23 protein-coding genes are annotated in these 26,092 nt (G+C 69.4%); 6 read left to right on the forward strand and 17 right to left on the reverse strand.

The window, feature by feature from the left end:
* Nucleotides 1-56 precede the first annotated feature (56 nt).
* Nucleotides 57-1,187: a molecular chaperone DnaJ gene (dnaJ, locus tag ACHAA3_RS03745; protein WP_435707604.1), complete on the reverse strand. Its 1,131-nt coding sequence runs from the start codon at nucleotides 1,185-1,187 to the stop codon at nucleotides 57-59.
* A gap of 62 nt (nucleotides 1,188-1,249) precedes the next feature.
* The gene (gene hrcA / locus ACHAA3_RS03750; RefSeq protein ID WP_435707605.1) at nucleotides 1,250-2,281 is read right to left on the reverse strand and encodes a heat-inducible transcriptional repressor HrcA; all 1,032 of its coding nucleotides are present in this window, start codon (nucleotides 2,279-2,281) and stop codon (nucleotides 1,250-1,252) included.
* Between the two features lie 95 nt (nucleotides 2,282-2,376).
* Here hrcA and ACHAA3_RS03755 point away from each other — a divergent pair, with 95 nt between their 5' ends.
* Nucleotides 2,377-2,790 (forward strand): hypothetical protein, encoded by a 414-nt coding sequence (locus ACHAA3_RS03755; RefSeq protein WP_435707606.1) that lies wholly within the window; start codon nucleotides 2,377-2,379, stop codon nucleotides 2,788-2,790.
* A complete protein-coding gene (locus tag ACHAA3_RS03760) occupies nucleotides 2,783-3,607 on the forward strand; it encodes a DUF3097 domain-containing protein (RefSeq protein ID WP_435707607.1) in 825 nt (274 codons plus the stop codon). Before ACHAA3_RS03755 ends, ACHAA3_RS03760 begins: the two co-directional genes overlap by 8 nt.
* A 15-nt stretch (nucleotides 3,608-3,622) precedes the next feature.
* On the opposite strand, the gene hemW is transcribed toward ACHAA3_RS03760, so the two are convergent.
* The 3 genes from hemW to ACHAA3_RS03775 form a co-directional block, all read right to left on the reverse strand.
* Nucleotides 3,623-4,783, reverse strand: coding sequence for a radical SAM family heme chaperone HemW (gene hemW, locus ACHAA3_RS03765; RefSeq protein WP_435707608.1), 1,161 nt, complete (start codon nucleotides 4,781-4,783; stop codon nucleotides 3,623-3,625).
* 3 nt (nucleotides 4,784-4,786) lie between these two features.
* Nucleotides 4,787-6,622: an AMP-dependent synthetase/ligase gene (locus tag ACHAA3_RS03770; RefSeq protein ID WP_435707609.1), complete on the reverse strand. Its 1,836-nt coding sequence runs from the start codon at nucleotides 6,620-6,622 to the stop codon at nucleotides 4,787-4,789.
* A 63-nt stretch (nucleotides 6,623-6,685) separates the two neighbouring features.
* Nucleotides 6,686-7,318 (reverse strand): MOSC domain-containing protein, encoded by a 633-nt coding sequence (locus tag ACHAA3_RS03775; RefSeq protein ID WP_435707610.1) that lies wholly within the window; start codon nucleotides 7,316-7,318, stop codon nucleotides 6,686-6,688.
* Between the two features lie 60 nt (nucleotides 7,319-7,378).
* Here ACHAA3_RS03775 and ACHAA3_RS03780 point away from each other — a divergent pair, with 60 nt between their 5' ends.
* Nucleotides 7,379-8,638: an NAD(P)/FAD-dependent oxidoreductase gene (locus ACHAA3_RS03780; protein ID WP_435707611.1), complete on the forward strand. Its 1,260-nt coding sequence runs from the start codon at nucleotides 7,379-7,381 to the stop codon at nucleotides 8,636-8,638.
* Here ACHAA3_RS03780 and ACHAA3_RS03785 read toward each other — a convergent pair.
* Together ACHAA3_RS03785 and lepA are read right to left on the reverse strand one after the other, a co-directional pair.
* Complete coding sequence (locus ACHAA3_RS03785; RefSeq protein ID WP_435707612.1) at nucleotides 8,592-9,659, reverse strand: hypothetical protein; 1,068 nt, start codon at nucleotides 9,657-9,659, stop codon at nucleotides 8,592-8,594. The genes ACHAA3_RS03780 and ACHAA3_RS03785 overlap by 47 nt on opposite strands.
* Nucleotides 9,660-9,661: 2 nt before the next feature.
* On the reverse strand, nucleotides 9,662-11,530 hold the full coding sequence (gene lepA, locus ACHAA3_RS03790) for a translation elongation factor 4 (protein WP_435707613.1): 1,869 nt from the start codon (nucleotides 11,528-11,530) through the stop codon (nucleotides 9,662-9,664).
* A gap of 145 nt (nucleotides 11,531-11,675) precedes the next feature.
* Here lepA and rpsT point away from each other — a divergent pair, with 145 nt between their 5' ends.
* Nucleotides 11,676-11,936 carry a 30S ribosomal protein S20 gene (gene rpsT / locus ACHAA3_RS03795; protein ID WP_435707614.1) on the forward strand — a complete coding sequence of 87 codons (261 nt, stop codon included), beginning with the start codon at nucleotides 11,676-11,678 and terminating at the stop codon, nucleotides 11,934-11,936.
* Between the two features lie 28 nt (nucleotides 11,937-11,964).
* Here rpsT and ACHAA3_RS03800 read toward each other — a convergent pair whose 3' ends face one another.
* The 10 genes from ACHAA3_RS03800 to ACHAA3_RS03845 all read right to left on the reverse strand — a co-directional run bounded on the left by ACHAA3_RS03800 (nucleotide 11,965) and on the right by ACHAA3_RS03845 (nucleotide 25,028).
* Nucleotides 11,965-13,086 (reverse strand): DUF418 domain-containing protein, encoded by a 1,122-nt coding sequence (locus ACHAA3_RS03800; RefSeq protein ID WP_435707615.1) that lies wholly within the window; start codon nucleotides 13,084-13,086, stop codon nucleotides 11,965-11,967.
* Nucleotides 13,087-13,189: 103 nt separating this feature from the next.
* Complete coding sequence (gene holA / locus ACHAA3_RS03805) at nucleotides 13,190-14,161, reverse strand: DNA polymerase III subunit delta (RefSeq protein WP_435707616.1); 972 nt, start codon at nucleotides 14,159-14,161, stop codon at nucleotides 13,190-13,192.
* A 55-nt stretch (nucleotides 14,162-14,216) separates the two neighbouring features.
* Nucleotides 14,217-15,395 (reverse strand): serine hydrolase domain-containing protein, encoded by a 1,179-nt coding sequence (locus tag ACHAA3_RS03810; RefSeq protein ID WP_435707617.1) that lies wholly within the window; start codon nucleotides 15,393-15,395, stop codon nucleotides 14,217-14,219.
* A gap of 26 nt (nucleotides 15,396-15,421) precedes the next feature.
* Entirely contained in the window at nucleotides 15,422-17,656 is a 2,235-nt protein-coding gene (locus ACHAA3_RS03815) for a ComEC/Rec2 family competence protein (protein WP_435707618.1), read from the reverse strand.
* 27 nt (nucleotides 17,657-17,683) lie between these two features.
* Entirely contained in the window at nucleotides 17,684-18,541 is an 858-nt protein-coding gene (locus tag ACHAA3_RS03820) for a helix-hairpin-helix domain-containing protein (protein ID WP_435707619.1), read from the reverse strand.
* Nucleotides 18,542-18,658: 117 nt separating this feature from the next.
* Nucleotides 18,659-19,186 carry a DUF6318 family protein gene (locus ACHAA3_RS03825; RefSeq protein ID WP_435707620.1) on the reverse strand — a complete coding sequence of 176 codons (528 nt, stop codon included), beginning with the start codon at nucleotides 19,184-19,186 and terminating at the stop codon, nucleotides 18,659-18,661.
* Complete coding sequence (locus ACHAA3_RS03830) at nucleotides 19,183-20,031, reverse strand: DegV family protein (protein ID WP_435707621.1); 849 nt, start codon at nucleotides 20,029-20,031, stop codon at nucleotides 19,183-19,185. Before ACHAA3_RS03830 ends, ACHAA3_RS03825 begins: the two co-directional genes overlap by 4 nt.
* A gap of 25 nt (nucleotides 20,032-20,056) precedes the next feature.
* Entirely contained in the window at nucleotides 20,057-22,921 is a 2,865-nt protein-coding gene (gene leuS / locus ACHAA3_RS03835; protein ID WP_435707623.1) for a leucine--tRNA ligase, read from the reverse strand.
* 69 nt (nucleotides 22,922-22,990) lie between these two features.
* On the reverse strand, nucleotides 22,991-23,680 hold the full coding sequence (locus tag ACHAA3_RS03840; protein ID WP_435707624.1) for a potassium channel family protein: 690 nt from the start codon (nucleotides 23,678-23,680) through the stop codon (nucleotides 22,991-22,993).
* Complete coding sequence (locus ACHAA3_RS03845) at nucleotides 23,673-25,028, reverse strand: TrkH family potassium uptake protein (protein ID WP_435707625.1); 1,356 nt, start codon at nucleotides 25,026-25,028, stop codon at nucleotides 23,673-23,675. The genes ACHAA3_RS03840 and ACHAA3_RS03845 overlap by 8 nt, the downstream gene beginning before the upstream one ends.
* 135 nt (nucleotides 25,029-25,163) lie before the next feature.
* Between ACHAA3_RS03845 and ACHAA3_RS03850 the strand changes: the two genes are divergently transcribed.
* Both ACHAA3_RS03850 and ACHAA3_RS03855 read left to right on the forward strand, forming a co-directional pair.
* Nucleotides 25,164-25,355: a CsbD family protein gene (locus ACHAA3_RS03850; protein ID WP_435707626.1), complete on the forward strand. Its 192-nt coding sequence runs from the start codon at nucleotides 25,164-25,166 to the stop codon at nucleotides 25,353-25,355.
* A gap of 113 nt (nucleotides 25,356-25,468) precedes the next feature.
* Nucleotides 25,469-26,038, forward strand: a complete 570-nt coding sequence (locus ACHAA3_RS03855) for a lipopolysaccharide assembly protein LapA domain-containing protein (RefSeq protein WP_435707627.1) — start codon at nucleotides 25,469-25,471, stop codon at nucleotides 26,036-26,038.
* The last annotated feature ends 54 nt before the right edge of the window (nucleotides 26,039-26,092 follow it).

Here is a 26,092-nt window from a genome sequence, read left to right on the forward strand (position 1 = left end):
GAACGGCTGGAGCAGCGAGGAACGAGCTGCGCGCCGCTGCGACGAAGGAGCCGCGCTCAGCGGAAGGCGTTCTTGATCTTGCCGAACACCGACTGGTGCTGCGGGTCGAGCACGGCCTGGGGGCGGTCCTCGCCGCGCAGCTGGGCCAGCTCGGTGAGCAGCTCGTTCTGGCGCGCATCGAGGTGGTCGGGCGTCTCCACGACGACCTGCACCAGCAGGTCGCCTCGGCCCGGACCGCGCAGCCGCGGAACGCCCTGTCCCTTGATGTGCACGACGTGTCCGGACTGGGTGCCGGCCGGGACCTCGATGGCGACCTCGTCGTCGTCGAGGGTCGGCAGGTCGAGGTGCGCGCCGAGCGCCGCCGCCGTCATGGGCAGGGTGACCTGGCAGTGCAGCTGGTCGCCCTGACGGTTGAACACCGGGTGATCGGCCACGTTGACCTCGAGGTACAGATCGCCCGCGGGACCACCACCGGGCCCCACCTCACCTTCGCCGGACAGCTGGATGCGCGTGCCTTGGTCGACTCCGGCCGGGATCGACACCGAGATGGTGCGCCGCGAACGGACGCGTCCCTCGCCCGAGCACTCCGAGCACGGTTCGGGGATCGTCGTGCCGAACCCCCGGCAGGCGGGGCACGGACGAGACGTGCGGATGTCGCCCAGCAGCGAGCGCTGCACCTGCTGGACGTCGCCGTGACCATGACAGGTGCGGCAGGTGACCGGCTCGGAGCCCTCGGCGGCGCCGCTGCCCTCGCACGTGGTGCACACGACGGCCGTGTCGACCTTGAGATCGTGATCGACGCCGAACACGGCTTCGCCGAGGTCGACGTTGAGGCGCAGCAGAGCATCCTGTCCGCGTTGGGTGCGCGAGCGCGGTCCCCGGCCTCCACCTCCGGCGTTCTGGCCGAAGAAGGCGTCCATGATGTCGTCGAAGCTGAAGCCCTGGCCGTATCCGGCGCTGCCTCCGCCGCCGCCCATGGGGTCGCCGCCGCGGTCGAAGACCGAACGCTTCTGCGGATCGGACAGCACCTCGTAGGCCACCGTCACCTCCTTGAAGCGATCGGCTGCTTCGGGCGCGTCGTTGACGTCGGGGTGCCACTGCCGGGCGAGGCGGCGGTATGCCTTCTTCAGCTCGTCAGCGGTGGCCTCACGGCTCACGCCGAGGGTGTCGTAGTAATCGGTAGCCATCTCAGTCCAGTCCAGTGTTCGTCACAGAAGTCAGGTGGTGCAGGTGCATCGTTGCAGGATCGTCAGGGATCGGGCGTCCAGTGCTCGGTCAGGATTCCGCCCACGTAGCGCGACACCGCGGCAACTGCCGCCATCGTCGAGGGGTAGTCCATGCGCGTGGGACCCACTGTCCCGAGTGTGGCAAGTGCCTGCGCCTCGCTGCCGTAGGGGGTCGCCACGACCGTGGCCGCGGACAGTCCCTCGTACCCAGTCTCGTGCCCGATGCTCACCGAGAGTCCACCGGTGGCCTCTCCGAGCAGCTTGAGCAGCACGACCTGTTCCTCGAGTGCTTCGAGGACCGGCTTGATGGAGCCGTCGAAGTCGGCACCGAAACGGGCCAGGTTGGCCGTGCCGCCGATCGCGATGCGCGCATCGGAGCGCTCGTTGGAGAAGGTCTGGGTCAGCGTGGTCACGATCGCCGTGACGACGGGGCGGTGCTCGGGACGGAAGGTGTCGATCAGCTCGGCCAGTCGCAGCGAGGCCTCGGGCAGACGCTCGCCGACCGTGGCGCCGACGATGCGTCGGCGCAGCTCGGCGAGGAGGTTGTCGTCGGGGGCCTCGACCAGCTCGACGAGACGCTGCTCGACGCGACCGCTGCTGGTGATGACCACCAGGAGGACGCGGGCGGACTCCATCGGGACGATCTCGATGTGCCGCACCGAGGACCGGGTCAGCGACGGGTACTGCACGATCGCGACTTGCTGCGTCAGCTGCGCGAGCACCTTGACGCTGCGCTGCACGACATCCTCGACGTCGACCGCTCCGCCGAGGAACGTCTCGATCGCGCGCCGCTCGGGCGCGGACAGCGGCTTGACGGTGGCCAGCCGGTCGACGAAGACCCGGTAGCCCTTGTCGGTGGGGATGCGGCCGGCGCTGGTGTGCGGCGCGGTGATGTATCCCTCGTCCTCGAGCACGGCCATGTCGCCACGGATGGTGGCTGGCGAGACGCCGAGCTGGTGGCGCTCGAGCAGGGAGCGCGAGCCCACGGGTTCATGGGTGGCGACGTAGTCCTCGACGATCGCGCGCAGGACGTCGAGCCGACGTTCGTCGGACATGATTCACCTCCGCTGGGGATCGTGCTGCTGGTTGAGCGGCCCCTCGTCGGGCGTGTTGTCTGGCACTCGTGCAGGGCAAGTGCCAGTCTAGCGAGATGTCTGTCGTGATCACGGGTGGCGAGCGAACCCTCACCTACAACCCGACCAAGATCACACTCGACGACGGCACCGACCTCGTGCACACGTCGCGCGGCGGTGACCTCGAATCGGTGTGGGCCGGTGATCTGGGCGACCTGTACGTGGAGGTCACCCATCTCGGCGACGGGCCCCGTGGCGGAGAGCTGGTGCTGGTGGTGCCCGACCGCGATCTGGTCGCCATCGGCGATCTCTACGATCCGGCGCCGACCCAGGTGGCCCCGGCGTGGCCCGTGACGATCGACCTCGTGCTGGGCCTCATGACCGCCACCACCACGGTCGAGACGAGCCACGGCGCCATCGATCGCGAACGGCTCGAGGCGTTCCACCAGGAGCTGCTGGCTCACCTCCACGGAGGGAGCCTCCATGGCTGACCGCTACGGGCCCGATGTGTTGTCCGGTGACTGGCGCAAGCCCAAGAACGGGCGCACCACCGATCATGCGGCCGATCTGGGTCTGATCATCGAGGACGCGGAGACCGGGTTCTGTGGCGAGCTGGTGATGCTGGAGAACGGCATCGTGGTGCTGGAGGATCGTCACCTCAAGCGACGCTCGTTCCCGCTCGGGCCGGGGTTCCTCCTGGAGGGCAAGCCGGTGCGGCTCGTCACTCCTCCGCGGGCTCAGCGCCGTCCCACCCGCACGGCCTCGGGATCGACCGCGGTGCACGACGCCCGGGCCAGGGTGGCGCTACCGAGCCGCATCTGGGTCGAGGGTCGCCACGACGCCGAGCTGGTCGAAAAGGTGTGGGGCGACGACCTCCGGGTCGAGGGCGTGGCCGTGGAGTACCTCGGGGGCATCGACGACCTCGCCGGCGCCGTCAAGGAGTTCGGCCCCACTGCAGACCGCCGGCTCGGCGTGCTGGTCGATCACCTGGTACCGGGGTCCAAGGAGTCGCGCATCGCCGACACGGTGTCGGGGCGGGCGAACGTCCTCGTCGTCGGTCACCCGTACGTGGATGTATGGCAGTCGGTCAAGCCCGACCGCCTCGGCATCGAGTCGTGGCCGGTCATCCCCCGCGGCACCGAGTGGAAGCACGGGATCTGTGCCGCCTTCGGGTGGCCGCACGCCGACCAGGCCGACATCGCGCGAGCCTGGAAGACGATCCTGGGCCGGGTGAGCTCCTACGCCGATCTCGAGCCGTCGTTCCTCGGCCGCGTCGAGGAGCTGATCGACTTCGTCACCGTTCCCTGAGCGCTAGGTCAGGGGTCAGGGAACGAGCTCGCGGACGACCGCGTCGGCGAGCAGACGCCCGTCGCGAGTCAGGACCAGACGGTCCTCGTGCTCGATGAGCATGCCGCGTCGGGCCAGCTCGGGGATCTTGGCGAGCGCCTCGGGGGCGAGCTCGGCCATCGACAGCCCGGACCGCAGCCTGGTCATCAACATGATCCGCTCGACCTGCGCGGTCGGCGCGTCGATGGTCTCGCCATCGTGCCGCGGCGACTCGCCTGCGGTGAGCCGCTGGGCGTAGGCGGCCGGGTGCTTGACGTTCCACCAGCGTTCGCCGGACAGGTGGGAGTGCGCTCCGGGGCCGATCCCGAACCAGTCGTCGCTGTTCCAGTAGCCGATGTTGTGCCGGCAGTGTCCGGCCTCAGACGTCGCCCAGTTGGACAGCTCGTACCAACCCAGTCCGGCAGCGGTGAGCAGGTCGTCGGCCAGGAGGTACTTGTCGGCAGTCTCGTCCTCGTCGGGCATGACGAGCTCACCGCGACGCACCTGCCGGGCCAGCGCCGTGCCGTCCTCGACGATCAGAGCGTAGGCGCTGACGTGGTCCGGCTCCAGTGCGATGGCCTGCTCGAGCGTGGTGCGCCAGTCGTCGAGTGACTCTCCCGGCGTGCCGTAGATGAGGTCGACGCTGACCTGCTCGAACCCGGCCTCGCGCGCCCAGCGCACGGCGTCGGGGACGCCCTCCGGGTCGTGGGTCCGGTCCAACGTGGCCAGCACGTGCGGCACCGCGGACTGCATGCCGAAGGAGATGCGGTTGAAGCCGCCCGCCCGCAGGGCCGCGAGCGACTCCGGGGTGACGCTGTCGGGATTGGCCTCGGTGGTGACCTCGGCACCGTCGGCCAGACCGAATCGGTGGTCGATCGCCGACAGCATCCGCACCAGGTCGCCAGCCGGCAGCTGGGTGGGCGTGCCTCCGCCGACGAACACGGTGTCGACCCGTCGGTCCCCCACGACCTCGCGGGCGAGGTCGATCTCGAGGATCGCGGTGTCGGCGTAGGACGCGCGCGTGGCACCTTCGCCGAGCTCGTCGGCCGTGTAGGTGTTGAAGTCGCAGTACCCGCACCGCACCGAGCAGAACGGGACGTGAAGGTAGACGCCGAAGGGCCGCTCCCCTGCGGAGAGCGGCCCAACAGAGGTGTTCATCGATCAAGCGTAGAAGGAGTCCAGCAACTGCTTGTTGTTGGACTCCACGACCGCTCGCTTGACCTTCATGCTGGGGGTCAGCTCGCCGCTCTCCGGCGACAGGTCGTGATCGAGGATCGCGAACTTCTTGACCTGCTCCCAGCGATTGATCTTGGTGTTGAGCTCGTTGATCTGACCCTCGATGATGGCGTGGATCTGCGGCGACGACACGACCTCGGCGTACGACTTTCCGGCCATGCCGTTGTTGGCCGACCACTCGGCGACCGCGTCGGTGTCCAGGGTGATCAGCGCGGTGCAGAAGTTGCGCTCGTTGCCGTGCACCAGGATCTGGCTGGTCAGCGAGCTGATGCCCTTGAAGACACCCTCGATGTGCGGCGGTGCGACGTACTTGCCGCCCGACGTCTTGAACAGCTCCTTCTTGCGCCCGGTGATGAACAGGAAGCCGTCCTCGTCGATGCGGCCCTCGTCACCGGTGTGCAGCCAGCCCTCGTCGGACTTGGTGGAGGCGCTCTCGGTGTCGAGGTTGTGATACCCCTCCATGACGTGCGGCCCCTTGATCATGACCTCGCCGTCCGCGGCGATCTTGGCCTCGCTGCCGGGGAACGCGCGGCCCACGGAGCCGATCTTGTAGGCGTCCGGGCTGTTGACGAAGGCGCCGGCCGAGGTCTCGGTGAGGCCGTAGCCCTCGAGGATCAGCACGTTCGCGGCATGGAACCACTCGGCGATGTCCGGCGAGAGCGCGGCAGCACCGGAGATGAAGAAGCGCACGCGGCCGCCGAAGCGCTCACGGACCTTGGAGAAGACCAGCTTGTCGGCCAGGCCGTGCTGGAACTTCAGGACCGGTGAGATGGACTCACCGGCACGGGTCTTGCGCGAGTACTCCAGCCCGACCTTCTCGGCCCAGCGGAAGATCTTGAGCTTGGCGCCGCCCTCGGCCTCGGTCATGCCGATGATGCGGCCGTAGGCCTTCTCGAAGATGCGCGGAGCCGCACCCATGAAGGTGGGCTTCACGATGGCGAGGTTGTCGACGATCTTGGGCACGCGACCGTCGATCGCGGTCGGGAAGCCGATCAGCAGCTGCGTCGTGGTCAGCACCTTGCCGAACGAGTGCGCCATGGGCAGCCACAGGAACTGCAGGTCGTCGGGCGTCAGGATCCCCTGCGCCTGGATGACGGCGGCTTCGTAGGTCCAGCTCTCGTGGCGCAGACGGACGCCCTTGGGGCGACCCGTGGTGCCGGAGGTGTAGATCAGGGTGGCGAGCGAGTCGGGCCTGGTTGCTGCGACCCGGTCGGTGATGGCGGTCGGGTTCTGGGCGAGGTGCTCCTCGCCCAGCTGCTCCAGGTCGTCGAGCGAGATGACCCAGTCGCCGTCGGTGGCGCCGTCGGTGACGACGACCTTGGTGATGGCCGGCAGCTCGCTGCGCTTCTCGCGCAGCTTGGCGACCTGCTCGTCGTCCTCGGCGAAGACCACGCGGCTGTCGGAGTCGGACAAGATGTAGGCCACGTCGTCGGGGATCGTGGTCGGGTAGACGGTCGTGGTGGCAGCGCCGGCAGCCATGATGGCCAGGTCGGCGAGGATCCACTCCAGCCGGGTGCCCGAGGCGATGGCGACGCGCTGCTCGGCCTCGACGCCGAGCGCGACCAGGCCTGCTCCGAGTCGGGTGACCCGCTCGCCGGTCTGGGCCCAGGTCAGCTTCTGCCAGACCTCGTTCTCGTCGGGGAAGCTGAACGCCTCGCGGTCGGCGAAGGTGTCGACCCGGTCGAAGAACATCTGGTTGACCGTGGCGGGTCGGTCTTCGATGACCTTGAGCTCTGCGGCGGTGGCCTGGGGGGCTGGCATGTGCGTCCTCAATCAATCGGGGGCGTTGTGGTGCGTGTCACTTTAACCTACCGACCAGTCACATCAGGCGTGGTTGCGATATGCATGCACCGCTCGGGCGAAGGCTCTACCCAGGCCCGGCTCGTCAGCGAAGCGATGCAACTGATCGGGCTCGGTCATGCGGGCGCGGAAGGCAAGCTCGACGGTGAGACCGAGATCGCGGTGCATCTCGACCACGATGTCGTCGCCGGCGGCCACCTGCCCCTCCTCGATCACCCGCAGGTAGGCGCCCGGCACTCCCTTCTCGGCGAACCGGCGGACCCACCGCTTCTCACCGAGGAATCCGGCGAAGACGCTGCACGGAATGCGGACGTCGCACACCTCGAGCAGCGTCGTGCCGATGCGCCACCGGTCGCCCATGCTCGCGTTCTGGATGTCGATGCCGCAGGTGGTCAGGTTCTCGCCGAACTGTCCGTTCACCAGGTCTCGATCGAGCTCGACCTCCCAGGCGTCGAGGTCCTCACGGGCGTAGGCGTAGACCGCCTGGTCGACTCCCCCGTGGTACGTGAGGTCGGCGATCTCGTCGCCGGCCAACCCGAGCCGGCTCACGCCGACCGGCCCCTCGACGGGGTGCTTGTCGATCGCGCTGCGCTTGACGCGACCCCACGTCACCTCGGCGATGGTTCCAGTGTTGACCGAGATCAGGTGCGCCTTCATGCCGGGAGCGTATCGATCACCACACCGGCGCAGAGACGACAGAGGTGCGATTCTGGGCGCATGGAGCAGCGCACGGACGTGGTCGTGGTGGGCGCCGGGCTGGCCGGACTGGCGTGCGCGGCGCAGGTGCAGCGCGGCGGTCTCGAGACCCGGCTCCTGGAGGCCTCCGACGAGATCGGCGGCCGGGTGCGGACCGAGGTGGTCGACGGACACCTGTGCGACGTCGGATTCCAGCTGCTGAACCCGGCCTACCCAGCTGTCCGCGAGCTGGTCGACACCGACGCACTGGACCTCCAGCCGTTCGCGGCCGGCGTGCGGGTGCGCCGCGGCGAGACCGACGTGACGCTCGGCGATCCGCGCCGCGAGCACCGTCTGCTGCCCGCGACGCTGCGCAGCGGCATGCTGGAGCCGCGCGAGATCGCCGCACTGACCCGCTGGGCGGCACCGATCCTGCTCGGACAGAAGCGCATCGTCAGCGGTCAGGACGTCTCGCTGGAGGAGTCCCTCGACGCAGCTGGGGTCGCGGGGCCGTTGCGCCGGCAGGTGCTGGAGCCGTTCCTCGCCGGTGTGCTCGCCGACGACACCGGGACCACGTCGGCCGCTTACGCCCGACTGCTGATCCGATGGTTCCTGCTCGGCACGCCGGCCCTGCCGGCGCGAGGCATGCGCGAGCTGCCCGCGCAGCTCGCCACCCATCTGTTGCAGCCGGCCGAGACCGGAGTCCGGGTGAACGACATCTCCAGGGGGACCTCGGGGGTCACCGTGCACACCTCGTCGGGATCGATCTCGGCTCGCGCCGTCGTGATCGCCACCGATGTCCACGACGCCGCCGACCTGGGAGCAGCGCACGGCGCGGCCCCGATGGGCGGGCTGACCACGTGGTGGTTCAGCACGCCCACCCCGATGCCGCAGGATCGACTCCTCGTCGTCGACGGAGACCGCGGCCCGGTCGTCAACACGGCCGTCGTCTCCGCTGCAGCCCCGACCTATGCCCCGGCCGGGCGCCACCTCGTGCAGGTGACGACGCTGTCCGGCGCCGGGCTCTCGGACGCCTCGGCCCGGGCCGAGGCGGCTCGTCTGTGGCACGCCGACGTGAGCGACTGGGACCTGCTGGTACGCCACGACGTGACGCGGGCGCTGCCCCGGTCCCGCCCGCCGCTGGACATCACGGCCCCGGTGCACCTCGGGGACGGGCTCTTCGTCTGCGGCGACCACCGCGACACCCCGTCGATCCAGGGCGCCCTCGCCTCAGGGCGCCGCACGGCTCGCGCGGTCAACCGGGCTCTCGATGCACAGTCCGCCACCGCATGGCCAGGATGACGAGCGTGCTGACCACCAGTGCAAGGCCCGCCACGCCCTCGAGCAGCGAGCCGCCCCCCAGCCAGGCCGCGACCAGGGCGATGCCGAACAGCAGCAGGAGCAGCCGCACCAGGACGAACCCCGTCCTCATCCCCCTGACGCCCAACACCTGACGGCCTGTGTCGTCCTCATGGGCAGGTCGGGGCTCGATCGTGGTGGCGCCGGGCAGCGTTGCCACGACCGTGCGGCGCTCGAGCACGTCGACGATGACGGGCGGCAGGTCGAGCAGGGCCGCCAGCTCACCCAGATCAGGCACCTCACGTCCCATGGCGGCCTGCAGCCGGTGCACCTGATCTTCCCTCAGCCCGAGGACGTCGCCGAAGACCTCGGCGTCTCCGGTCAGCTGCGGGTCGCGCAGGTCGTCGAGGTCCCGATGGCCGAACGGCGTCCACGGCACGGTCCAGACGTGGGCCGCGGCGTGCCGGCCCTTGCGCAGGGCGTGCAGGGCGACCTGGCCGCCCACCTTCCACAGCACGACAGTGCGGCCCTTCGCGCCTCCCAACGCGTCGACCAGCACGTCGAGCGACGGGCCGCGCAGCTCCTGCACGCCGATCACGAGACGGTCGTCGACGTCGGCCATGTGGAACGTCGTCCCCGACGCCGAGGCGAAGGCACCCAGCGCGAGATTCGTCCGCGGCGTGACTGCGACCGACGCGCGCGGCTGGCTGACCGAGGCCAGCACGGGGTCGAAGAGGTCATGGCGGTCGAAGACGTCCGCCCCGACCAATGTGCCGGGCCACCGGCCTGCCAGCTCGGCGGCGATCTCGGTCAGCTCGATGCCCTCGCCCGGGTCGTCCGGGTCGCGCCGCACCCAGACCTCGTGATCGTCACCGGCGACCCGCGCCAGCACGACTCCAGCAAGGCCCAGCCGACCACCATCGACAGCGGCGCCGACCAGACCGCGCGCGCCGAGCCGATCGACGACCTCGGCCACGGTCGCACCCGGCACCGATACCGGGATGAGGGCCGATTGCACGGCCACGGCTACTTGGCCGCGGGCGCCGAGTCGCCGGTCGAGAGGGCCGCGATGAACGCTTCTTGGGGAACTTCCACACGGCCCACCATCTTCATGCGCTTCTTGCCGTCCTTCTGCTTCTCCAGCAGCTTGCGCTTGCGGCTGATGTCACCGCCGTAGCACTTGGCGAGGACGTCCTTGCGGATGGCGCGAATGTTCTCGCGGGCGATGACCCGGGCACCGATGGCCGCCTGGATGGGTACCTCGAAGTGCTGGCGCGGGATGAGCTCCTTGAGCTTGCCCGCCAAGGAGACGCCGTACCCGTAGGCGTTGTCGCGGTGCACGATCGCGCTGAAGGCGTCGACCACCTCGCCCTGCAGCAGCACGTCGACCTTGACCAGATCTGCGGCCTGCTCGTCGGTGGGCTCGTAGTCCAGGGACGCATACCCCTTGGTGCGGCTTTTCAACGCGTCGAAGAAGTCGAACATGATCTCGCCCATCGGCAGCGTGTACCGGATCTCGACGCGGTCCTCGGACAGGTAGTCCATGCCCAGCAGCTGGCCACGCCGTGACTGGCACAGCTCCATGATCGCGCCGATGTACTCCGACGGGCTGAGCACGGTGGCGCGAACGACCGGCTCGAAGATCTTGTCGATCTTGCCGCCGTTGGGGTACTCGCTCGGATTGGTGACGATCTGCTCGGTGCCGTCCTCCAGGAGGATGCGGTACACGACGTTGGGTGCAGTCGAGATGAGGGCGAGGTCGAACTCACGCTCCAGCCGTTCGCGCACGATCTCCAGGTGCAGCAGGCCCAGGAACCCGATGCGGAAACCGAAGCCGAGCGCGCCGGAGGACTCCGGCTCGTAGACGAGGGCGGCATCGTTGAGCTGCAGCTTCTCGAGGGCGTCGCGCAACGTGGAGAAGTCGTCGCCGTCGATCGGGTACAGGCCCGAGAACACCATGGGGTTGGGAGTCTTGTACCCGCCCAGCGGCTCGGTGGCGCCCTTGGAGTTGGAGGTGACGGTGTCGCCCACCCGGGACTGCCGCACCTCCTTGACGCCGGTGATCAGGTACCCGACCTCGCCGACGCCGATCTCCTTGGCCTTGACCGGCTCGGGCGAGATGACCCCGACCTCGAGCATCTCGTGCACGGCCCCGGTGGACATCATCTTGATGCGGTCGCGGTGGCTCAGCTTGCCGTCGACGACGCGCACGTAGGTGACCACGCCGCGGTAGGTGTCGTACACCGAGTCGAAGATCAGGGCCCGCGGCGGCGCGTCGGGATCGCCGACCGGCGGGGGGACCTCGTCGACGATCAGGTTGAGCAGGTCCTCGACGCCCTCGCCGGTCTTGGCCGAGACGCGCAGGACGTCGGCGGGGTCGCCCCCGATGATGCCGGCGATCTCCGCGGCGTACTTGTCCGGCTGCGCGCCGGGCAGGTCGATCTTGTTCAACACGGGGATGATGTCGAGATCGGCGTCGATCGCGAGGTACAGGTTGGCCAGTGTCTGCGCCTCGATGCCCTGCGCGGCGTCGACCAGGAGGACGGCCCCCTCGCACGCCTCGAGGCTACGACTGACCTCGTAGGTGAAGTCGACGTGGCCGGGGGTGTCGATCATGTTGAGCACGTAGTGGGTGCCTGCGTCCTCGCCGTTGGACTTGGTGAACGGCATGCGCACGGCCTGGCTCTTGATCGTGATGCCGCGCTCGCGCTCGATGTCCATGCGGTCCAGGTACTGCGCCCGGGCGGCTCGGTCGTCGACCACGCCGGTCAGCTGCAGCATGCGGTCGGCCAGGGTCGACTTGCCGTGGTCGATGTGGGCGATGATGCAGAAGTTGCGGATGATCGACGGATCGGTGGCGCCCGGCTGCGGGGCTGCTGAGGGGGCCTTCGTCATGATCCACCCATCCTCCCATCACACGCCAGCATCACTGGCATCGGTCGATTTGGGAGCCCCGTCCCGCGCTGCTAGAGTGACGGGTCGCGTGTTTCGGCATGCCCACACACTTCTGAACCAGCCGTCGAGAGAAACAGGACGCCCCGTGGCGAACATCAAGTCGCAGATCAAGCGCAACCTCCAGAACGAGAAGGCGCGTCAGCGCAACATTTCGGTGCGTTCTGCGCTGAAGACCTCGATCCGCCGCTTCACCGACGCCGCTGAGGCTGGCGACAAGGACCAGGCCAAGGCGTTCGCCGCCGAGGCCACCCGCAACCTGGACAAGGCCGCCTCCAAGAGGGTCATCCACAAGAACCAGGCCGCGAACCGCAAGTCGGCCATCGCCAAGAAGGCCGCCGCGCTCTGACGCACCTCTGACGGCCCCGTTCTCGAGCTCACTGCTCGACGGACGGGGTCTTCGTCGTGTCCGGGCCCTCGCTGTCGGCCCGCCGAGGCCGGGACAGCCAGCGCATGACCGTCTCGAGCGGTCCGCGGCGCAGGCGCCAGCGCCACACGGTCGCTGCCGCAACCAGCGCGACGACCTGCAGGGCCCACGGTCCCCAGCCGCCCTCGTCGGGGACCGGGTCGTCGAGCCGCAGGCGCCAGGTCCAGAGAGCATGAACGGTGTAGAGCGTCAACGTCATCGAGCCCGCTGCGGCCAATGGCCACACGAGCTTGGCCACGGCTGGAACACGTGCGAGCATGACGCACAGTCCCACGACCATCACGGCGCTGCCCATCGCTCCGATGACGTTCAGGGGCATGGACGAGTGCGGACTCGTGACCCACACGTCGGTCCAGTCCACCGGCGTCGACGGGTACAGGTCGCGGGCGAACAGCTGACGCCAGTCCGGCTCGAACAGTCTGCCGATCGCCAGCGTGGCCGACGCGAGCGCCAGCCCCCCACCGAACAGCTGGGCACCGACCTGGCCGTCGCTGAGGTCGAGTCGGCCGACGAGCAGGCCCGCGAGGACGAACGCCACCCACACGATGGCCGGGTAGCCGCCCCACAGCACCACGGTGCCGATCAGCTGCGATGGATGCTGCAGGTCCGGCCAGGTCGGTTGCTCGACCAGCACGGGATCGCGGGAGATGCGCAACGCCAGCAGTCCGATCGGCGCCAGCACCGACCACGCGACGGTGAGCCCCAGCAAGGGCCGGGTCGGCAGGTGCCGGGCCGGAAGCACGGCAATGATCAGGACCCCGTAGACCGCCAGGATGATCAGGATCGGCATGTCGCGCAGGGAACCGAGTGCCAGACCCAGCAGCACGAGCAGCACGCCGCGAATCACGGTGGCGCGCACCGACCCGACGCCGCGGGGATCGCGGCGGTGCACCAAGGTCAGCGCGACGCCGGCGAGCAGCGCGAACAGGGGAGCTGCCCGCCCGGTGCTGAGGAGATCACCCACCGGCGGAGTGCCCTGTCCGGTCCAGGACGTACCGAGATGGGCGAGCATCATGCCGATCAGGGCGATGCCGCGGGCAAGATCGACCGCGACCAGACGACTCGTCGTCATGGGAGCCTCACCGGACCGCGCATCACGCGGATCAGCGGACTCTGCCTCATGCGGATCAGCGGACTCTGCCTCATGCGGATCAGCGGACTCTGCCTCATGCGGGTCAGCGGACCCGGTGGTTGGCGACCTCGAGGACCATGCGCTCGACGGCGTAACCCGGATCGGCTCCCCCACCCTTGACGGCCAGATCGGCGTCGGCGACGGCCCGGATGGCGTGGGCCAGACCGTTCGCGTTCCAGCCGCTGAGCTGCTGGCGCAGGATGCGCAGCTTGAACGGGGGTGCCCCGACGATGGCCGCGAGGTCGGCGTCGCGCAGGCCTTGCGGAGCGGACTCGAGCTTCGCGAGCGAGCGCAGACCCGAGGCGAAGGCGGCGGTGATCAGCAACGGCGCGACCTTGGCGGTCTCGGCCCAGCGCACCTGCTCCATCGCCACGTGCAGCTGGCCGTTGATGGCGGCATCGGCGATCTCGTAGCCGCGGACGTCGGCGCGCCCGCCGAAGTACTGACGCACCAGGTCGAGGTCGACCGACTGGCCGTCGTCGAGGCTGGCCACGAGCTGGTCGGCAGCCCCGGCGAGGGCCCTCAGGTCCTGACCGACCGATGCCACCAGGGCTGCGGAGGCCTCAGCATCGGTGCGCGACCCCAGGGCACGGATCTCGCGCTGCACCCAGGCGGCGTAGTCGCGCTCGTACTTGGGCTGCTCGACCTTGACCTCGGTGACGGACGGGATCTTGCGCAGCTTGTCGAGCAGACCCTTGCCCTTCTGCCCACCACCGTGCACGAGCACGACCGCGACGTCGGGAGACGGATCGACCGCATAGTCCAGCAGCTCGGCCTGCGCATGGTCGGGCAGGTCCTGCAGGTCGGTGAGCACGACGGCCGTGGAGTCGCTGAACAGCGACGCACTGGTCAGGCCGATCAGCTCGCCGGCCTGGAGTCCCGAGGCGCCGGACTCGGTCAGCTGGCACTCGGGCTGCAGGTCCATGACCGCTGAGATGGCGCGCCGGCGGGTGCGGTCGGACTCGAACTCAGCCGAGCCGGTGACCAGGAGGATCTTGCCGAACGGAGTCGCCACGCAAGCAGCCTATCCGCGGGTCACGACATGACGGCGAGACACACGTCAGATCCGCTCAACTCACCAGCCCCGCGACCAGGGTGTCCACGAACGAGTCGGGTGCGTCATCGGGTCCGTTCATCAGCCGCCCCGTGAGCAGGACGGCGACCAGGTCGTGCGCGGGATCGACGTAGAACATGGTGCCGGTCCCACCGATCCACCCGAAACGACCCGGGCTGTGCCACACCTGCTCGGGCGCCACCCCCTGGTCCAGGGGGACGTCGATGCCCACCCCGAGCCCCCACGACGATCCCGGCTCGATGAACGGCGCGGCTGCGGCTCGCTGCTCCCCGGTCAGCGCGTCGGACGTCATGACGGTCAGCTGGGCCCGCGACAGGACCGGGCCTCCACCGTCGAGCAGCGTGCTCCCGAGGCTGAGCAGATCGGCTGCCGAGGACAACAGGCCGGCTCCGAGGCCGGGAAATGCGGGCGGGCGTCGTGGGTCCGGCGCCGGCACGACGTCGACCTCCCCCGACGAGTGGCGGGAGTGGATGTCGGTCACCTCGGCTGCCGTTCGCGAGGGATCACCGAAACCGGTGTGCTGCAGACCAAGGGGTTGCAGCAGCCGATCGTCGAGGAGCTCGGGCAGCGGCCGGCCGGCGACACGGGCCAGCAGCACGGAGAGCACGTCGTGCGGCACGTGATAGCGCCACTCCTCCCCCGGCTGGGAGGCCAACGGGAGCGCGGCGAGCCGCGCGATGAAGTCGTCGGGATCGAGGTCGGCGGCGAACGGGCCGGGCGAGACACCCATCTCGATCATGGCCGAGAACAGGGGTGGTGGCGGGTCGGCGAAGCAGTCGGCCGCCATGCCCCATCCGAGCGTCCCGGCCAGGAGATCGTGGACCGTCGGCGGCCGCGCGGCCGGAACGGTGTCCTGCAGGGCTGCAGATGGGTGGACCAGCACTCGGGGCGAGACGAGCTCGGGCAGCCAGCGCTCGAGCGGATCGTCCAGGGACATGGCGCCGTCCTCCAGCAGCACGTGGGCGAGCACTGCGCCGATCGGCTTGCTCACCGAGGCGAGCCAGAAGGGCGTGTCGGGCGTGACCGGTACGCCTCCCTCGAGGGCTGTCACCCCGACGCAACGCACCGACTCCTCGTCACCGAGTCGAATCGCGAACGCCGCGCCCGGCGTGCGTCGCTCGTCGACGAGCCGTGACAGGTCGTGCTCGAGTCTGCCCAGCCAGGCCTGATCCATGCCGCAAGGGTAGGCGCTGGCGGATCTCATCGTTGGGTGACGACACGCATCTGGCCCTCACGCACCACGACCGCCACGTCCCCGTCCTGATCGGTGCGCCAGACCTGGGTGTCGCCGTCGCGCAGCAGCGCCAGCGCCGCTCCCGCCGGGTGGCCGTAGTCGTTGTCCTCGCCGGAGCTGATCGTCGCGATGCGCGCGTCGACCGCCTCGAAGAATTGCCGAGACTGCCGAGCACTGCCATGGTGCGGCACCTTCAGGACGTCGGCCGCAAGGGGCACACCCGAGCGCACGATCGCGTCCTGCGCCTCGGGCTCGATGTCGCCGGTGATCAGCAGCGCGACGCCCCGAACCTGCACACGCAGCACGATGCTCGCGTCGTTGAAGGTCGATCCGTCTGCGCCGGCGGGCAAGGCCTCGGTGTCCGCCGGCCAGACGATCTCAGCCTGCACGTCCCCGACCGAGAAGGTCGCACCGGCCTGCAGGTGCAGGGCGCCAGAGTCCTGCACCTCGGGTCCGCCACTCGGCCCGACGGCGACTCGATCCACCGCGCGTCCGCGTCGGGCACCGGACCACCCGGCGGTGTGGTCGGCGTGGCTGTGGGTGAAGATCGCCAGCGCGATGTGATCGACACCCAGCCGGTCGAGACATCCATCGATCGCGGTGGGGTCGGGCCCGACGTCGACCAGCACCGCGGTCGACGGTCCGGCCCGCAGCACGGTCCCGTCGCCCTGCCCGACGTCGCACGCCACCATCACCCACCCCTGAGGCGGCCAGCCCGGCGAGGGTGGGCGGACCGTGGCGGCCACGAGCCCGAGCACCACCCCCGCTGCGAGAACGGGACGACTCGCCAGTGCCAGCACCAGAACCGTTGCGACGGGGGCGAGCACGAGCATCAGCTGCCACGGTGCGGACCACGGCACCGAGGCGCCGTCCAGACCGGCGCTGTGCCGCGCCACCGCGACGATCCAGGCAGCACACCACCCCGCTGGCTGCGCGATCAGCTGGCCCGCCACAGGAAGCGGCACGGCGACGAGCCCCGCAGCAAGACCCAGCACCGTGGCCGGGGCGACGGCGGGAGCGGCCAGCACGTTGGCGATCACCGACACCGCCGACACCTGTCCTGAGATGGCGGTCAGGGCCGGGGTGCAGGCCAGCTGCGCGGCGATCGGGATCGCAACGGCCAGCGCGGCCCACCGTTGCATCCACTGCCCGAGTCGGTCGGCCAGTGGTGGGGCCAGCAGCAAGATGCCGGCGGTCGCGCACACCGACAGGACGAAACCTGGTGACCGGCCGATCCACGGGTCGATGAACAGCAACGCGATGACTGCGAGCGACAGCGCTCGCATCCCACCCGATCGTCCGAAGCCGAGTGCCGCCACACCGACGATGCCCATCGCGGCGGCACGCACGACGCTGGGATCGGGTCTGGCCATCAGGACGAACGCTGCGACCGTCAGACCACCGATCACCCACAGCACGCTGCGCCGCCCCAGGCCGACCCCTCGTACGAGGGCAAGCATCACGCCGAGCACGATCGTCAGGTTGGTGCCCGAGACTGCCATCAGGTGAGTCAGCCCGCTGCGCTGGAACTCGGTCTCCATCTCGGCGTCGACCCGGGCGTCATCGCCGTTGACGAGCGCAGGGAGCAGGGCCCTGGGCCGCGGAGGCAGGGGCTCGGACGCATCCCGCATCCCTTGTCGGAGGCGTTCGGCGCCCTCCCACCAGGTGGCGCCGGCCGACACGTCGCCGCGACGGGTGACGTCGAGCACCGCGACCTCGCGCGAGTGGTCCGACGGAGACAGCCGGGCGACGGCGGTGAAGTGACGCCCGACCACCAGGTCAGCTGCGTCGCCCTCGACGAACGCCGTGGCCCGGCCCGCGTCCGCGATCCGCTGACCGGCGACCTCGGCTTGCCGGATCGTGACCTGGACGACCGCCTGAGGTGCTCCGCGCTGGTCGAAAGCGATCGCGTCGCGGCTCACCGAGAGCTCGAAGGTGCCCGAGCGGTGCCGCTCGGCCAGGTCGTTCAGCGGCGACGACTCCGCGACAGCCGTCCGCCACGCGCACGAGACGGCGACGACCGTCAAGCAGCCCAGGACGAGCGCCAGCGGACGCCACCGCGTCACCACCGCGCCAGCCAGGACCACCGCAGTCGCCGCCACCACGACCGACGGCGTGGACCCACGTGTGGTCAGCCAGGCCGAGACACCCCAGACGACCACGGCTGTCGGCAGCAGCCGGACGTCGTGACCGCCGATCACGGCCCTGCCCGCATCAGACGGCGGGCATCAGGGGGTCACGAGATCGCGGAGCTCGGCGAAGGTGACATCGCCGATACCCGTGACGTCGAGCAGATCCTCCACGGAGGAGAAGGAGCCGTTCTCATCACGCCAGGCGATGATCGCAGCGGCGGTGACCGGCCCCACTCCCGGAAGCGTGTCCAGCTGCTCGACGGTGGCCCGGTTGAGCGAGATCTTCGCGCCCGTGGCACCGGTACCACTCGGCGCACCCCCGGTGCCGGCAGCAACCTCCGGCGCAGGACCGACGATGATCTGCTCGCCGTCCTCGAGCACCCGGGCGAGGTTCACGCCCGAGGTGTCAACCTTGCCGTCCAGGCCCCCGGCCGCCTCGATGGCCTCGTAGACGCGAGATCCACGCGGCACCGTGACGATGCCCGGCGTGGCGACCTCGCCGATGACGTCGATGACCAGCTCGGCGGGCTGGTCGGCAGAGCCCGAGGCGAACTCCTCACGGGAGCCTGCGGCGGTGTCCCCGCTCACGGACAAGGGTGCGATGTCCTCGCTCGCCTCGGGTCGCCCCGACAGCAGCAGGGCACCGAGCACCACGACCGCGGCGACCCCCAGCGCTCCGACGACCCGCAGGTGGGCCGCCGACACTCGCGCGACTCGCGGCACGGTTGCTCGCGCCCTGCGGGTTCCTCCGCGCGAGGCCGGTACGTCGACCTCCGCAGGCGCCACGTCCACAGGCGCGACTGGCACAGCCGGCTCCGCCTCGGCCGCGCGAGCCGCCACCTCCGCCTCGAAGGACGCCGCGAGCTCGGCCAGCCTGCGCCGGGCCACCTCGGCCCTGGTCTCCTCGGGCCGGGTCTCCTCGGGCCTGCTGGGTTCGGATTCCTCGCTCCTCATGCTCGCGACGCTAGAAGCCCTCCGGCCGTCGCGGAACCCACTCGAAGGCGCCTGTGGACGGGGCGGGCTGTCCGAACCCCCTGTGGATCGAGGGACCGGGCATCAGGGGGCTGGCAATCAGTTGCCGATGGGAGCGAAGTCCACCAGCGTCCACTGGGTGGCGTCCCAGCGCAGCGTCACCAGCATCGGCCCGTCAGAGGCCGGCACCGTCTCTCCCGCTGAACCGGACGAGCCGAGCTCAGGAAACTCGACGCGCAGGCGCACGGTGGTGCGCGCTCCGGTTTCGTCGACGACCTGCGCGTCGCTGGTCGAGACCTCCGCGTCGCTGACGAGCTGGTCGCCGGACGATGCCGCGGCGGCGATCGTCTCCAGGGGCTGCATGCATCCGAAGCACAGCTCCAGATCGGCGATGTCCTCCAACGGGGCAGGATCTGCGGTGCCGTACGCGAACTGCAGCACCTCGAACACGTACCCGGCGAAGGAAATGGCCCCCGCCTCGGTCCGTTGGTCAGCCGGTCGTTCAGGCGCGGCGAGATCAGGGGCCTGCGTGCCACCGGCCGACGCCCCGTCGGTGCTGTCGCCGGTCGTGCACCCCGCGAGCGTGAGCACGAGCAGCACGCACAGCGCGACGCCTCGACGCATCATCGGGGTGTCACCGTCACCGAGACCATGCCGGGCCCCACGTGGGCGCCGATCGCGGCTCCGACCTCGTCGACCGGGACGGAGTCGCGCCCTAGCTGCTCGGCCAGGTGGCCCGCCACCTGCTCGGCGACCGCCCGATTGGCCAGGTGCTGCACGCCGACGTCGTAGCCGTCCTCGCACGCCTCGACCGCCGCGACGGCGAGCGCCTCGAGCCGGCCCAGCGCACGCGCGGTCGTGCGCACCCGCTCCAGCGGCGCCACCTTGCCGTCGGCGAGGGTCAGGATCGGCTTGACGGCGAGGGCCGAACCGATCAGCGCGGCAGCCGATCCGACCCGGCCACCGCGGCGCAGGTACTCGAGTGTGTCGACGTAGAGCAGGACGGTGGTGGACTCCCCCGCACGCTCGGCGGCGGCCACGACGTCATCGACGTCACCGCCAGCGTCTCGGGCAGCTGCGGCACGACCGGCAGCGAATCCGACACCGAGCCCGACCTGGCGCGAGTCGACCACGAAGACCGGGATGGGCGACCTGTCCGCGGCGAGTCGTGCGGAGTCGCACGTGCCGGACATCTTGGCGCTCAGGTGGACCGACACGATCGCGTCCGCTCCCCCGGCCGCCAGCTCTTCGTAGACCGACAGGAAGTCGTCCGGAGTGGGACGCGACGTGCTGACCGGCACGAAGGTCGCCAGTGCCTCGGCGATCATGTCGGCCGTCACGTGGGGCGAACCCTCGTCGTACGTGTCGGCTCCGAGCACGACCTTCAACGGCACGACGCGGATCTGTTCACGCTCGGCATCGGCCACGGCCAACGACGACGAGGAATCGGTCACGATCGCGACGGAAGGCATGCCGAGATGCTATCCGGCCGTGCGCTCACACGACGATGCTCACCAGCTTCGGCGCGCGCACGATCACCTTGCGGATCTCGCGGCCGTCGATGGTGCGCACCACATTGTCCTCGGCCAGCGCCAGGGCCTGCAGGTCCTCGTCCCCGATCTGGGGGTCGACCTCGAGCTTGCCGCGGACCTTGCCGGCCACCTGCACGACGCAGGTGACGGTGGCCGCCGAGAGGTGCGCCGGGTCCGCCTCGGGGAACGGGTGGTGGGCCAGGGACTCCGAGTGCCCCAGACGCGACCACAGCTCTTCAGCGACGTGTGGCGCGACCGGCGCGGTCATGAGCACGAGCGGCTCCAGGACGCTGCGGGCACGCACCTGGTTCTTGGTCAACAGGTTGGTCAGCTCGATCAGCTTGGCGATGGCGGTGTTGAACCGCATGGCGTCCATGTCAGCCCGCACGCCGTCGATCGTGACGTGTAGCTGGTGCAAGGTGCCTGCATCGACGTCGGCCGCATCGTCGACCAGCACCTCGCCGGACTCCTCGTCGACGAACAGCCGCCACAGGCGCTGCAGGAAGCGCTGCGACCCCACGACCGCGCGCGTCTCCCACGGGCGTGACGCGTCCAGCGGCCCCATGGACATCTCGTAGACCCGCAACGTGTCCGCGCCGTACTCGGCGTACATCTCATCTGGGGTGACGGCGTTCTTCAGGCTCTTGCCCATCTTGCCGTACTCGCGATCGACCGGACGGCCCTCGAACGTGAAGGTCCCGTCGTCTGCTTCCAGGACCTCCTCGGCCGGCACATAGACACCGCGCTCGTCGGTGAAGGCGTAGGCCTGGATGTAGCCCTGGTTGAACAGCTTCTTGAAGGGCTCCTCACTGCTGACGTGACCGAGGTCGAACAGCACCTTGTGCCAGAAGCGGGCGTACAGCAGGTGCAGCACGGCGTGCTCGACGCCACCGACGTAGAGGTCGACTCCGCCGGTGTCGCCCTCGCCACGGGGACCGAGCCAGTAGGCCTCGTTGGCGGGATCGACAAGGGCGCCCTCGTTGTGCGGGTCGGCGTAGCGCAGCTCGTACCACGACGATCCGGCCCAGTTGGGCATCGTGTTGGTCTCGCGACGGTACTGCTGGGGTCCGTCGCCGAGGTCGAGCTCGACCTGGACCCAGTCGGTCGCACGGGCCAGTGGCGGCGCCGGCTCGCTGGACGCGTCGTCGGGCTCGTAGGTGCGCGGCGAGTAGTCAGGCACCTCCGGGGACTCCACGGGCAGCTGGTCGTCGGGCACGGCGTGCGGCTGGCCCTGGGCGTCGTAGACGATCGGGAACGGTTCGCCCCAGTACCGCTGGCGGCTGAACAACCAGTCGCGCAGGCGGTAGGTGGTCGTTCCCGCGCCGTGGCCGTGATCCTGCAGCCAGCCGATCATGGCGGCCTTGGCGTCGTCGACGCTCATGCCGTCGAGGGTGATCGAGTCGTTCGAGGAGTTGATGATGGTGCCCTCGCCGGAGTACGCCGCGTCGTGGCCCTCCTGCTCGGCCAGCGTCGACACGACCGGCAGGTCGTAGGCCGTGGCGAACTCGAAGTCTCGCTGGTCACCCGACGGGACCGCCATGATGGCGCCGGTGCCGTAGCCCATCAGGACGTAGTCGGCGATGAAGACCGGGACGCGTTCGCCGTTGACCGGGTTGGTGGCGTAGGCGCCGGTGAAGACCCCGGTCTTGGCGCGACTGGACTCCGACGAACCGGCCTGGCGCTCGACGTCGGTCTTCGCGGCCGCAGCCTCGCGGTAGGCCGAGATCGCGGATCGCGGATCGGACACTCCGTTGGTCCAAGTGCGCGGCACGTCGTCGGGCCAGGCCTCGGGAGTCAGCCGCCCGACCAGCGGGTGCTCGGGGGCCAGGACCATGTAGGTGGCGCCGAACAGCGTGTCGGGACGGGTCGTGAAGACCTCGATCGGGGTGCCCGCCTCGGTCGCGAAGCGCACGTGGGCGCCGGCGGATCGACCGATCCAGTTGCGCTGCATGATCTTGACCGACTCGGGCCAGTCGACCCGGTCGAGATCATCGATCAGGCGGTCCGAGTAGGCGGTGATGCGCATCTTCCACTGCCGCAGGTTGCGGGTGAAGACCGGGAAGTTGCCACGCTCGCTGCGCCCCTCGGCGGTGACCTCCTCGTTGGCCAGTACGGTGCCCAGGCCCGGGCACCAGTTGACGGGAGAGTCGTCGACATAGGCCAGACGTGCGCCGTCGACCAGGATGGAGCGCTCCATCGGTTCGAGATCGGCCCACACGGTGCCGTCGGGGGCCCTGCGCTGACCCGACGCGTACTCGGCGCGCAGCTCGCTGATGGGACGCGCGCGACCGGCCACGTCGTCGTACCAGGACTCGAAGATCTGCACGAAGATCCACTGGGTCCAACGCATGAAGTCGAGATCGATCGTGGCGAAGGAACGTCGGTCGTCGTGGGCGAGGCCGAGGCGGCGCAGCTGGCGCCTCATGGTCTCGATGTTGGCCAGCGTGTTGTCCCGGGGGTGCTCACCGGTCTGGATCGCGTGCAGTTCGGCAGGCAGGCCGTAGGCGTCATAGCCCATCGTGTGCAGCACGTTGTCGCCCAGCATGCGCCGGAACCGGCCCACGACGTCCGTGCCGATGTAGCCCAACGGGTGGCCGACGTGCAGGCCCGCGCCCGAGGGGTACGGGAACATGTCCATGATGAAGAACTTCGGGCCGAGGTCGAGCTCGGCGGCCGCCTGATCAGCCAGGTCGCCGACCGGATTGGGCGCCCAGAAGGTGCCGTCGCTCTCCCAGCGGTCCTGCCAGCGACGTTCGATGTCGTCGGCGAGCGCCGCGGTGTAGCGGTGGGGAGCCGCGTCGGTGCCTGAAGTGCTGTCTGCCGTGATCACCCGCGGAATGTTACCGGGGCCCTCGCTCAGCTGACGAAGGCTCGGCTAGGACATCAACCGATGGTTTGTTCATGACGTCGCGCAGAAGGACTCGACCTTGGCCGTGGGTCCCGAGACGATCAGCTCGTCGTCGGGTCCCAGCGTGGTGCCGGCCGTGGCGTACTCGAACTCACCGCGTCCCGACTTGACCGCCACGATCGTGACGCCGAACTGGGCGCGCAGCTGCGCGTCCTGCAGCGTCTTGCCGTGCGATGCCTGGGGAGGAGCCGTGCGGGCGATGGCGAAGTCGTCGAACTCGACGAAGTCGGTCATGGCGCCGGCGACCATGTGAGCGACCCGCTTGCCCATCTGGGACTCCGGACGGATCACGCGGGTCGCACCGACGCGTTCCAGGATCGCCGCGTGCTTGCCGCTGACGGCCTTGGCCCACACCTCGTCGACTCCGAGGTCGAGCAGGCTCAGCACGGTCAGGACGCTCGCCTCCAGGTCCGTGCCGATACCGACGACCGCGACGTCGAACTGCTCAGCGCCGATCTGGCGCAGCGCCTCGGTGTCGGTGGCGTTGGCACACACCACATGGGTGAAGTCGCTGGCGTACTGCTGGACAATCTCGGGACGGTGATCGACCGCCAGCACCTCATGACCCTGCTGGGTCAGCGAGCGCGCGACAGCGAAGCCGAAGCGGCCCAGCCCGATCACCAGCACGGAGTCTCGGGACGGCATCTTGCGGCCGTTGAAGGTCTTGTCCTGATTAGCCAATGATCGGTTGCTCCTCGGGAAGGTGGAAGCGAGGTGTTCGCCTCCGCAGGACGAATGCTCCGGCTGCTGCCATCGTGCCCACTCGGCCGACGAACATCAACATGATGATGACCCCTTGCGATCCGACGTTGAGATCCGGGGTGATCCCCGTGCTCAATCCGGCGGTCGCGAACGCCGAGGTCACCTCGAACAGCACCTGGTCGAAGCGGAACTCGGTCATCAACATGATGGCCCACGTCGAGCTGGTCACCAGCATCACGGCGAGCAGGGCGATCGAGACCGCCGTGCGCACCACCCTCGAGCCAATCGAGCGGGCGCCCACGGTGATCTCGGGGTCGCCGCGCAGCTCGGCGAGGATGACGTAGGCCAGCAGCAGGAAGGTCGTGATCTTGATGCCGCCCGCGGTGCTGGCGCTGCCGCCACCGATGAACATCAAGATGACGCCCAGGTTCAGGGTCTCCGGCCGGGTCGCGCCCCAGTCGAAGCTGGCCAGGCCGCCCGACCGCGTCATCACGCTGCCCTCGATGGCAGTCACCAGCTTGTGGCCGACGCTCTCGGTGCCGATCGTCGTGGGGTTCTGCCACTCCAGTGCGAGGAACGCTGCTGCGCCGACGACGAGCAGTCCGATCGATCCCCACACCGTCAACCGTGTGTGGATGGTCCACTTGCTCGGACGCCTCCACCCCTGGAACAGCTCGGCCAGCACGGGGAATCCGACCGCGCCGATGAACACGGCGGCAGAGATCGGCAGGATCACCAGTCCGTCGCCGGCGTACAGACCAAGGCTGTTGGAGTTCAGCGAGAAGCCGGCGTTGTTGAACGCCATGACGGCGTCGAAGAGCCCGTGCCACAGCGCGGTGGGCCAGTCGTCGAAATAGGCACCGCGGTAGCGCGCGGACAAGACGACAGCGGTGACGGCCTGGAAGAACAGCATGGTGACCGCGACGCGGCGAAACAGCGGCCGCACTTCACCGATGTTGACCACGTGCATGTCGGCCTGGGCGACCAGTCGGGTGCGAATGCCCAGACGACCGCCGATGAACAGACCCAGCACCGTGGCCAGGGCGACGATGCCCAGACCACCGATCTCGACGAGGATCAACATGATCACCTGGCCCGCAGGCGTCCAGTACTCGGCGGTGTCGACCGTGGCCAGACCGGTGACGGTGACCGCCGAGGCGGACGTGAACAAGGCCGGCATGAACTCGGCGGAGGTGTCGCCCGCCCGGGCGAACGGAAGCAGCAGCGCCGCGGTGCCGATCGCGATCAGCACGAAGAACGTCAGCGGGAGAAGCCGCACCGGGTGCGCGATGGCTGCAGGGATGCGCAACCGCGGTGGTCCGGGCATGCGGGCGACGGTATCGCACCTGCGGCGCTGCGCCCCGTGACATCGCTGATTTCTTGTCCCCCGTGTTAAATCACCGCACCGTGGGTACGGTGCAGACATCAGCCCTTTCGGGGGCCTCGATCAAAGGAGTTCAGCATGGGATTGTTCGACAAGGCCAAGAACAGCGCCGAGAAGGCCAAGGGCCACTCCAAGCAGGCCGTCGGTGAGCACAACAACGACAAGGACCTGAAGGCCGAGGGTCAAAAGGACCAGGCCAAGGGCAGCGCCAAGAACATCGGCGAGAACGTCAAGGACGCCGCCTCTGACCTCAAGAAGGGCCGGTCCTAGACCGTCCCCGGACAGTATCTGAGCGCCACGACGCCCTCGACGCCATACGCTGGTGTCGGGGGCGTCGTCATTTCCGGACACGTCACCGTTCCGCTCGACCAGGAGGACCGATCGTGAAGTTTGGCCGCAACAAGTCCGAGTCCGACGACGGTTCCACACCCTCGACGACACCGAAGGCAGCTGGCACGACGCCACCGCCGCGCAGTCGCGAGCCGCGCGAGTCCATCGCCCCGCGCGAGTCCATCGCCCCGCGCGAAACGACTCAGCGCGAGGCCAGAGCGACCCCACCCGCTGCGGCGTCGGGACCCGCGAGTCCCTCCGACACTCGACCCATCCCCGAGCGAGCTGCTCCGGACCAGCCAGCGGCCGACGAGCCGGTCCGGCCGCACTCCGGGCTGACCGACAAGAACAAGGTGCGCGGGACCCGCGTCAGCGGCCTGTGGGTCGGCCTGGTCATCGCGGCGATCCTCGCCGTGTTCTTGCTGATCTTCATCGCCCAGAACTCCGAGAACGTCGCGATCAAGTTTCTTGGCTGGGAGGGCAACGTCCCCCTCGCCGTGGCCATGCTCGCTGGTGCCGTTGTCGCGGTCCTGATCGTCGCCGTTCCCGGCTCCTTGCGCATCGCTCAGCTGCGTCGGGCCCTGCGCAAGAACGCCAAGCGCGAGGACAAGCCTGCGCACTAGTCCCGACCGGGACTGCGCACGAAACTCGCGATGGCGGTGCCGCAAGACGTCAGT

Source organism: Aeromicrobium sp. CF3.5 (assembly GCF_051262695.1).
Taxonomy (GTDB): domain Bacteria; phylum Actinomycetota; class Actinomycetes; order Propionibacteriales; family Nocardioidaceae; genus Aeromicrobium.

Excerpts from the sequence above, each read along its gene's own strand:
- hemW (WP_435707608.1), bottom strand. The coding sequence starts at position 4,783 with ATGAACACCTCTGTTGGGCCGCTCTCCGCAGGGGAGCGGCCCTTCGGC.
- ACHAA3_RS03760 (WP_435707607.1), top strand. The coding sequence starts at position 2,783 with ATGGCTGACCGCTACGGGCCCGATGTGTTGTCCGGTGACTGGCGCAAG.
- ACHAA3_RS03810 (WP_435707617.1), bottom strand. The coding sequence starts at position 15,395 with ATGGATCAGGCCTGGCTGGGCAGACTCGAGCACGACCTGTCACGGCTC.
- ACHAA3_RS03770 (WP_435707609.1), bottom strand. The coding sequence starts at position 6,622 with ATGCCAGCCCCCCAGGCCACCGCCGCAGAGCTCAAGGTCATCGAAGAC.
- ACHAA3_RS03820 (WP_435707619.1), bottom strand. The coding sequence starts at position 18,541 with ATGAGGAGCGAGGAATCCGAACCCAGCAGGCCCGAGGAGACCCGGCCC.
- dnaJ (WP_435707604.1), bottom strand. The coding sequence starts at position 1,187 with ATGGCTACCGATTACTACGACACCCTCGGCGTGAGCCGTGAGGCCACC.
- lepA (WP_435707613.1), bottom strand. The coding sequence starts at position 11,530 with ATGACGAAGGCCCCCTCAGCAGCCCCGCAGCCGGGCGCCACCGATCCG.
- ACHAA3_RS03775 (WP_435707610.1), bottom strand. The coding sequence starts at position 7,318 with ATGAAGGCGCACCTGATCTCGGTCAACACTGGAACCATCGCCGAGGTG.
- ACHAA3_RS03755 (WP_435707606.1), top strand. The coding sequence starts at position 2,377 with ATGTCTGTCGTGATCACGGGTGGCGAGCGAACCCTCACCTACAACCCG.
- ACHAA3_RS03845 (WP_435707625.1), bottom strand. The coding sequence starts at position 25,028 with ATGCCCGGACCACCGCGGTTGCGCATCCCTGCAGCCATCGCGCACCCG.
- ACHAA3_RS03825 (WP_435707620.1), bottom strand. The coding sequence starts at position 19,186 with ATGATGCGTCGAGGCGTCGCGCTGTGCGTGCTGCTCGTGCTCACGCTC.
- ACHAA3_RS03830 (WP_435707621.1), bottom strand. The coding sequence starts at position 20,031 with ATGCCTTCCGTCGCGATCGTGACCGATTCCTCGTCGTCGTTGGCCGTG.
- ACHAA3_RS03800 (WP_435707615.1), bottom strand. The coding sequence starts at position 13,086 with ATGACGACGAGTCGTCTGGTCGCGGTCGATCTTGCCCGCGGCATCGCC.
- ACHAA3_RS03780 (WP_435707611.1), top strand. The coding sequence starts at position 7,379 with ATGGAGCAGCGCACGGACGTGGTCGTGGTGGGCGCCGGGCTGGCCGGA.
- ACHAA3_RS03850 (WP_435707626.1), top strand. The coding sequence starts at position 25,164 with ATGGGATTGTTCGACAAGGCCAAGAACAGCGCCGAGAAGGCCAAGGGC.
- hrcA (WP_435707605.1), bottom strand. The coding sequence starts at position 2,281 with ATGTCCGACGAACGTCGGCTCGACGTCCTGCGCGCGATCGTCGAGGAC.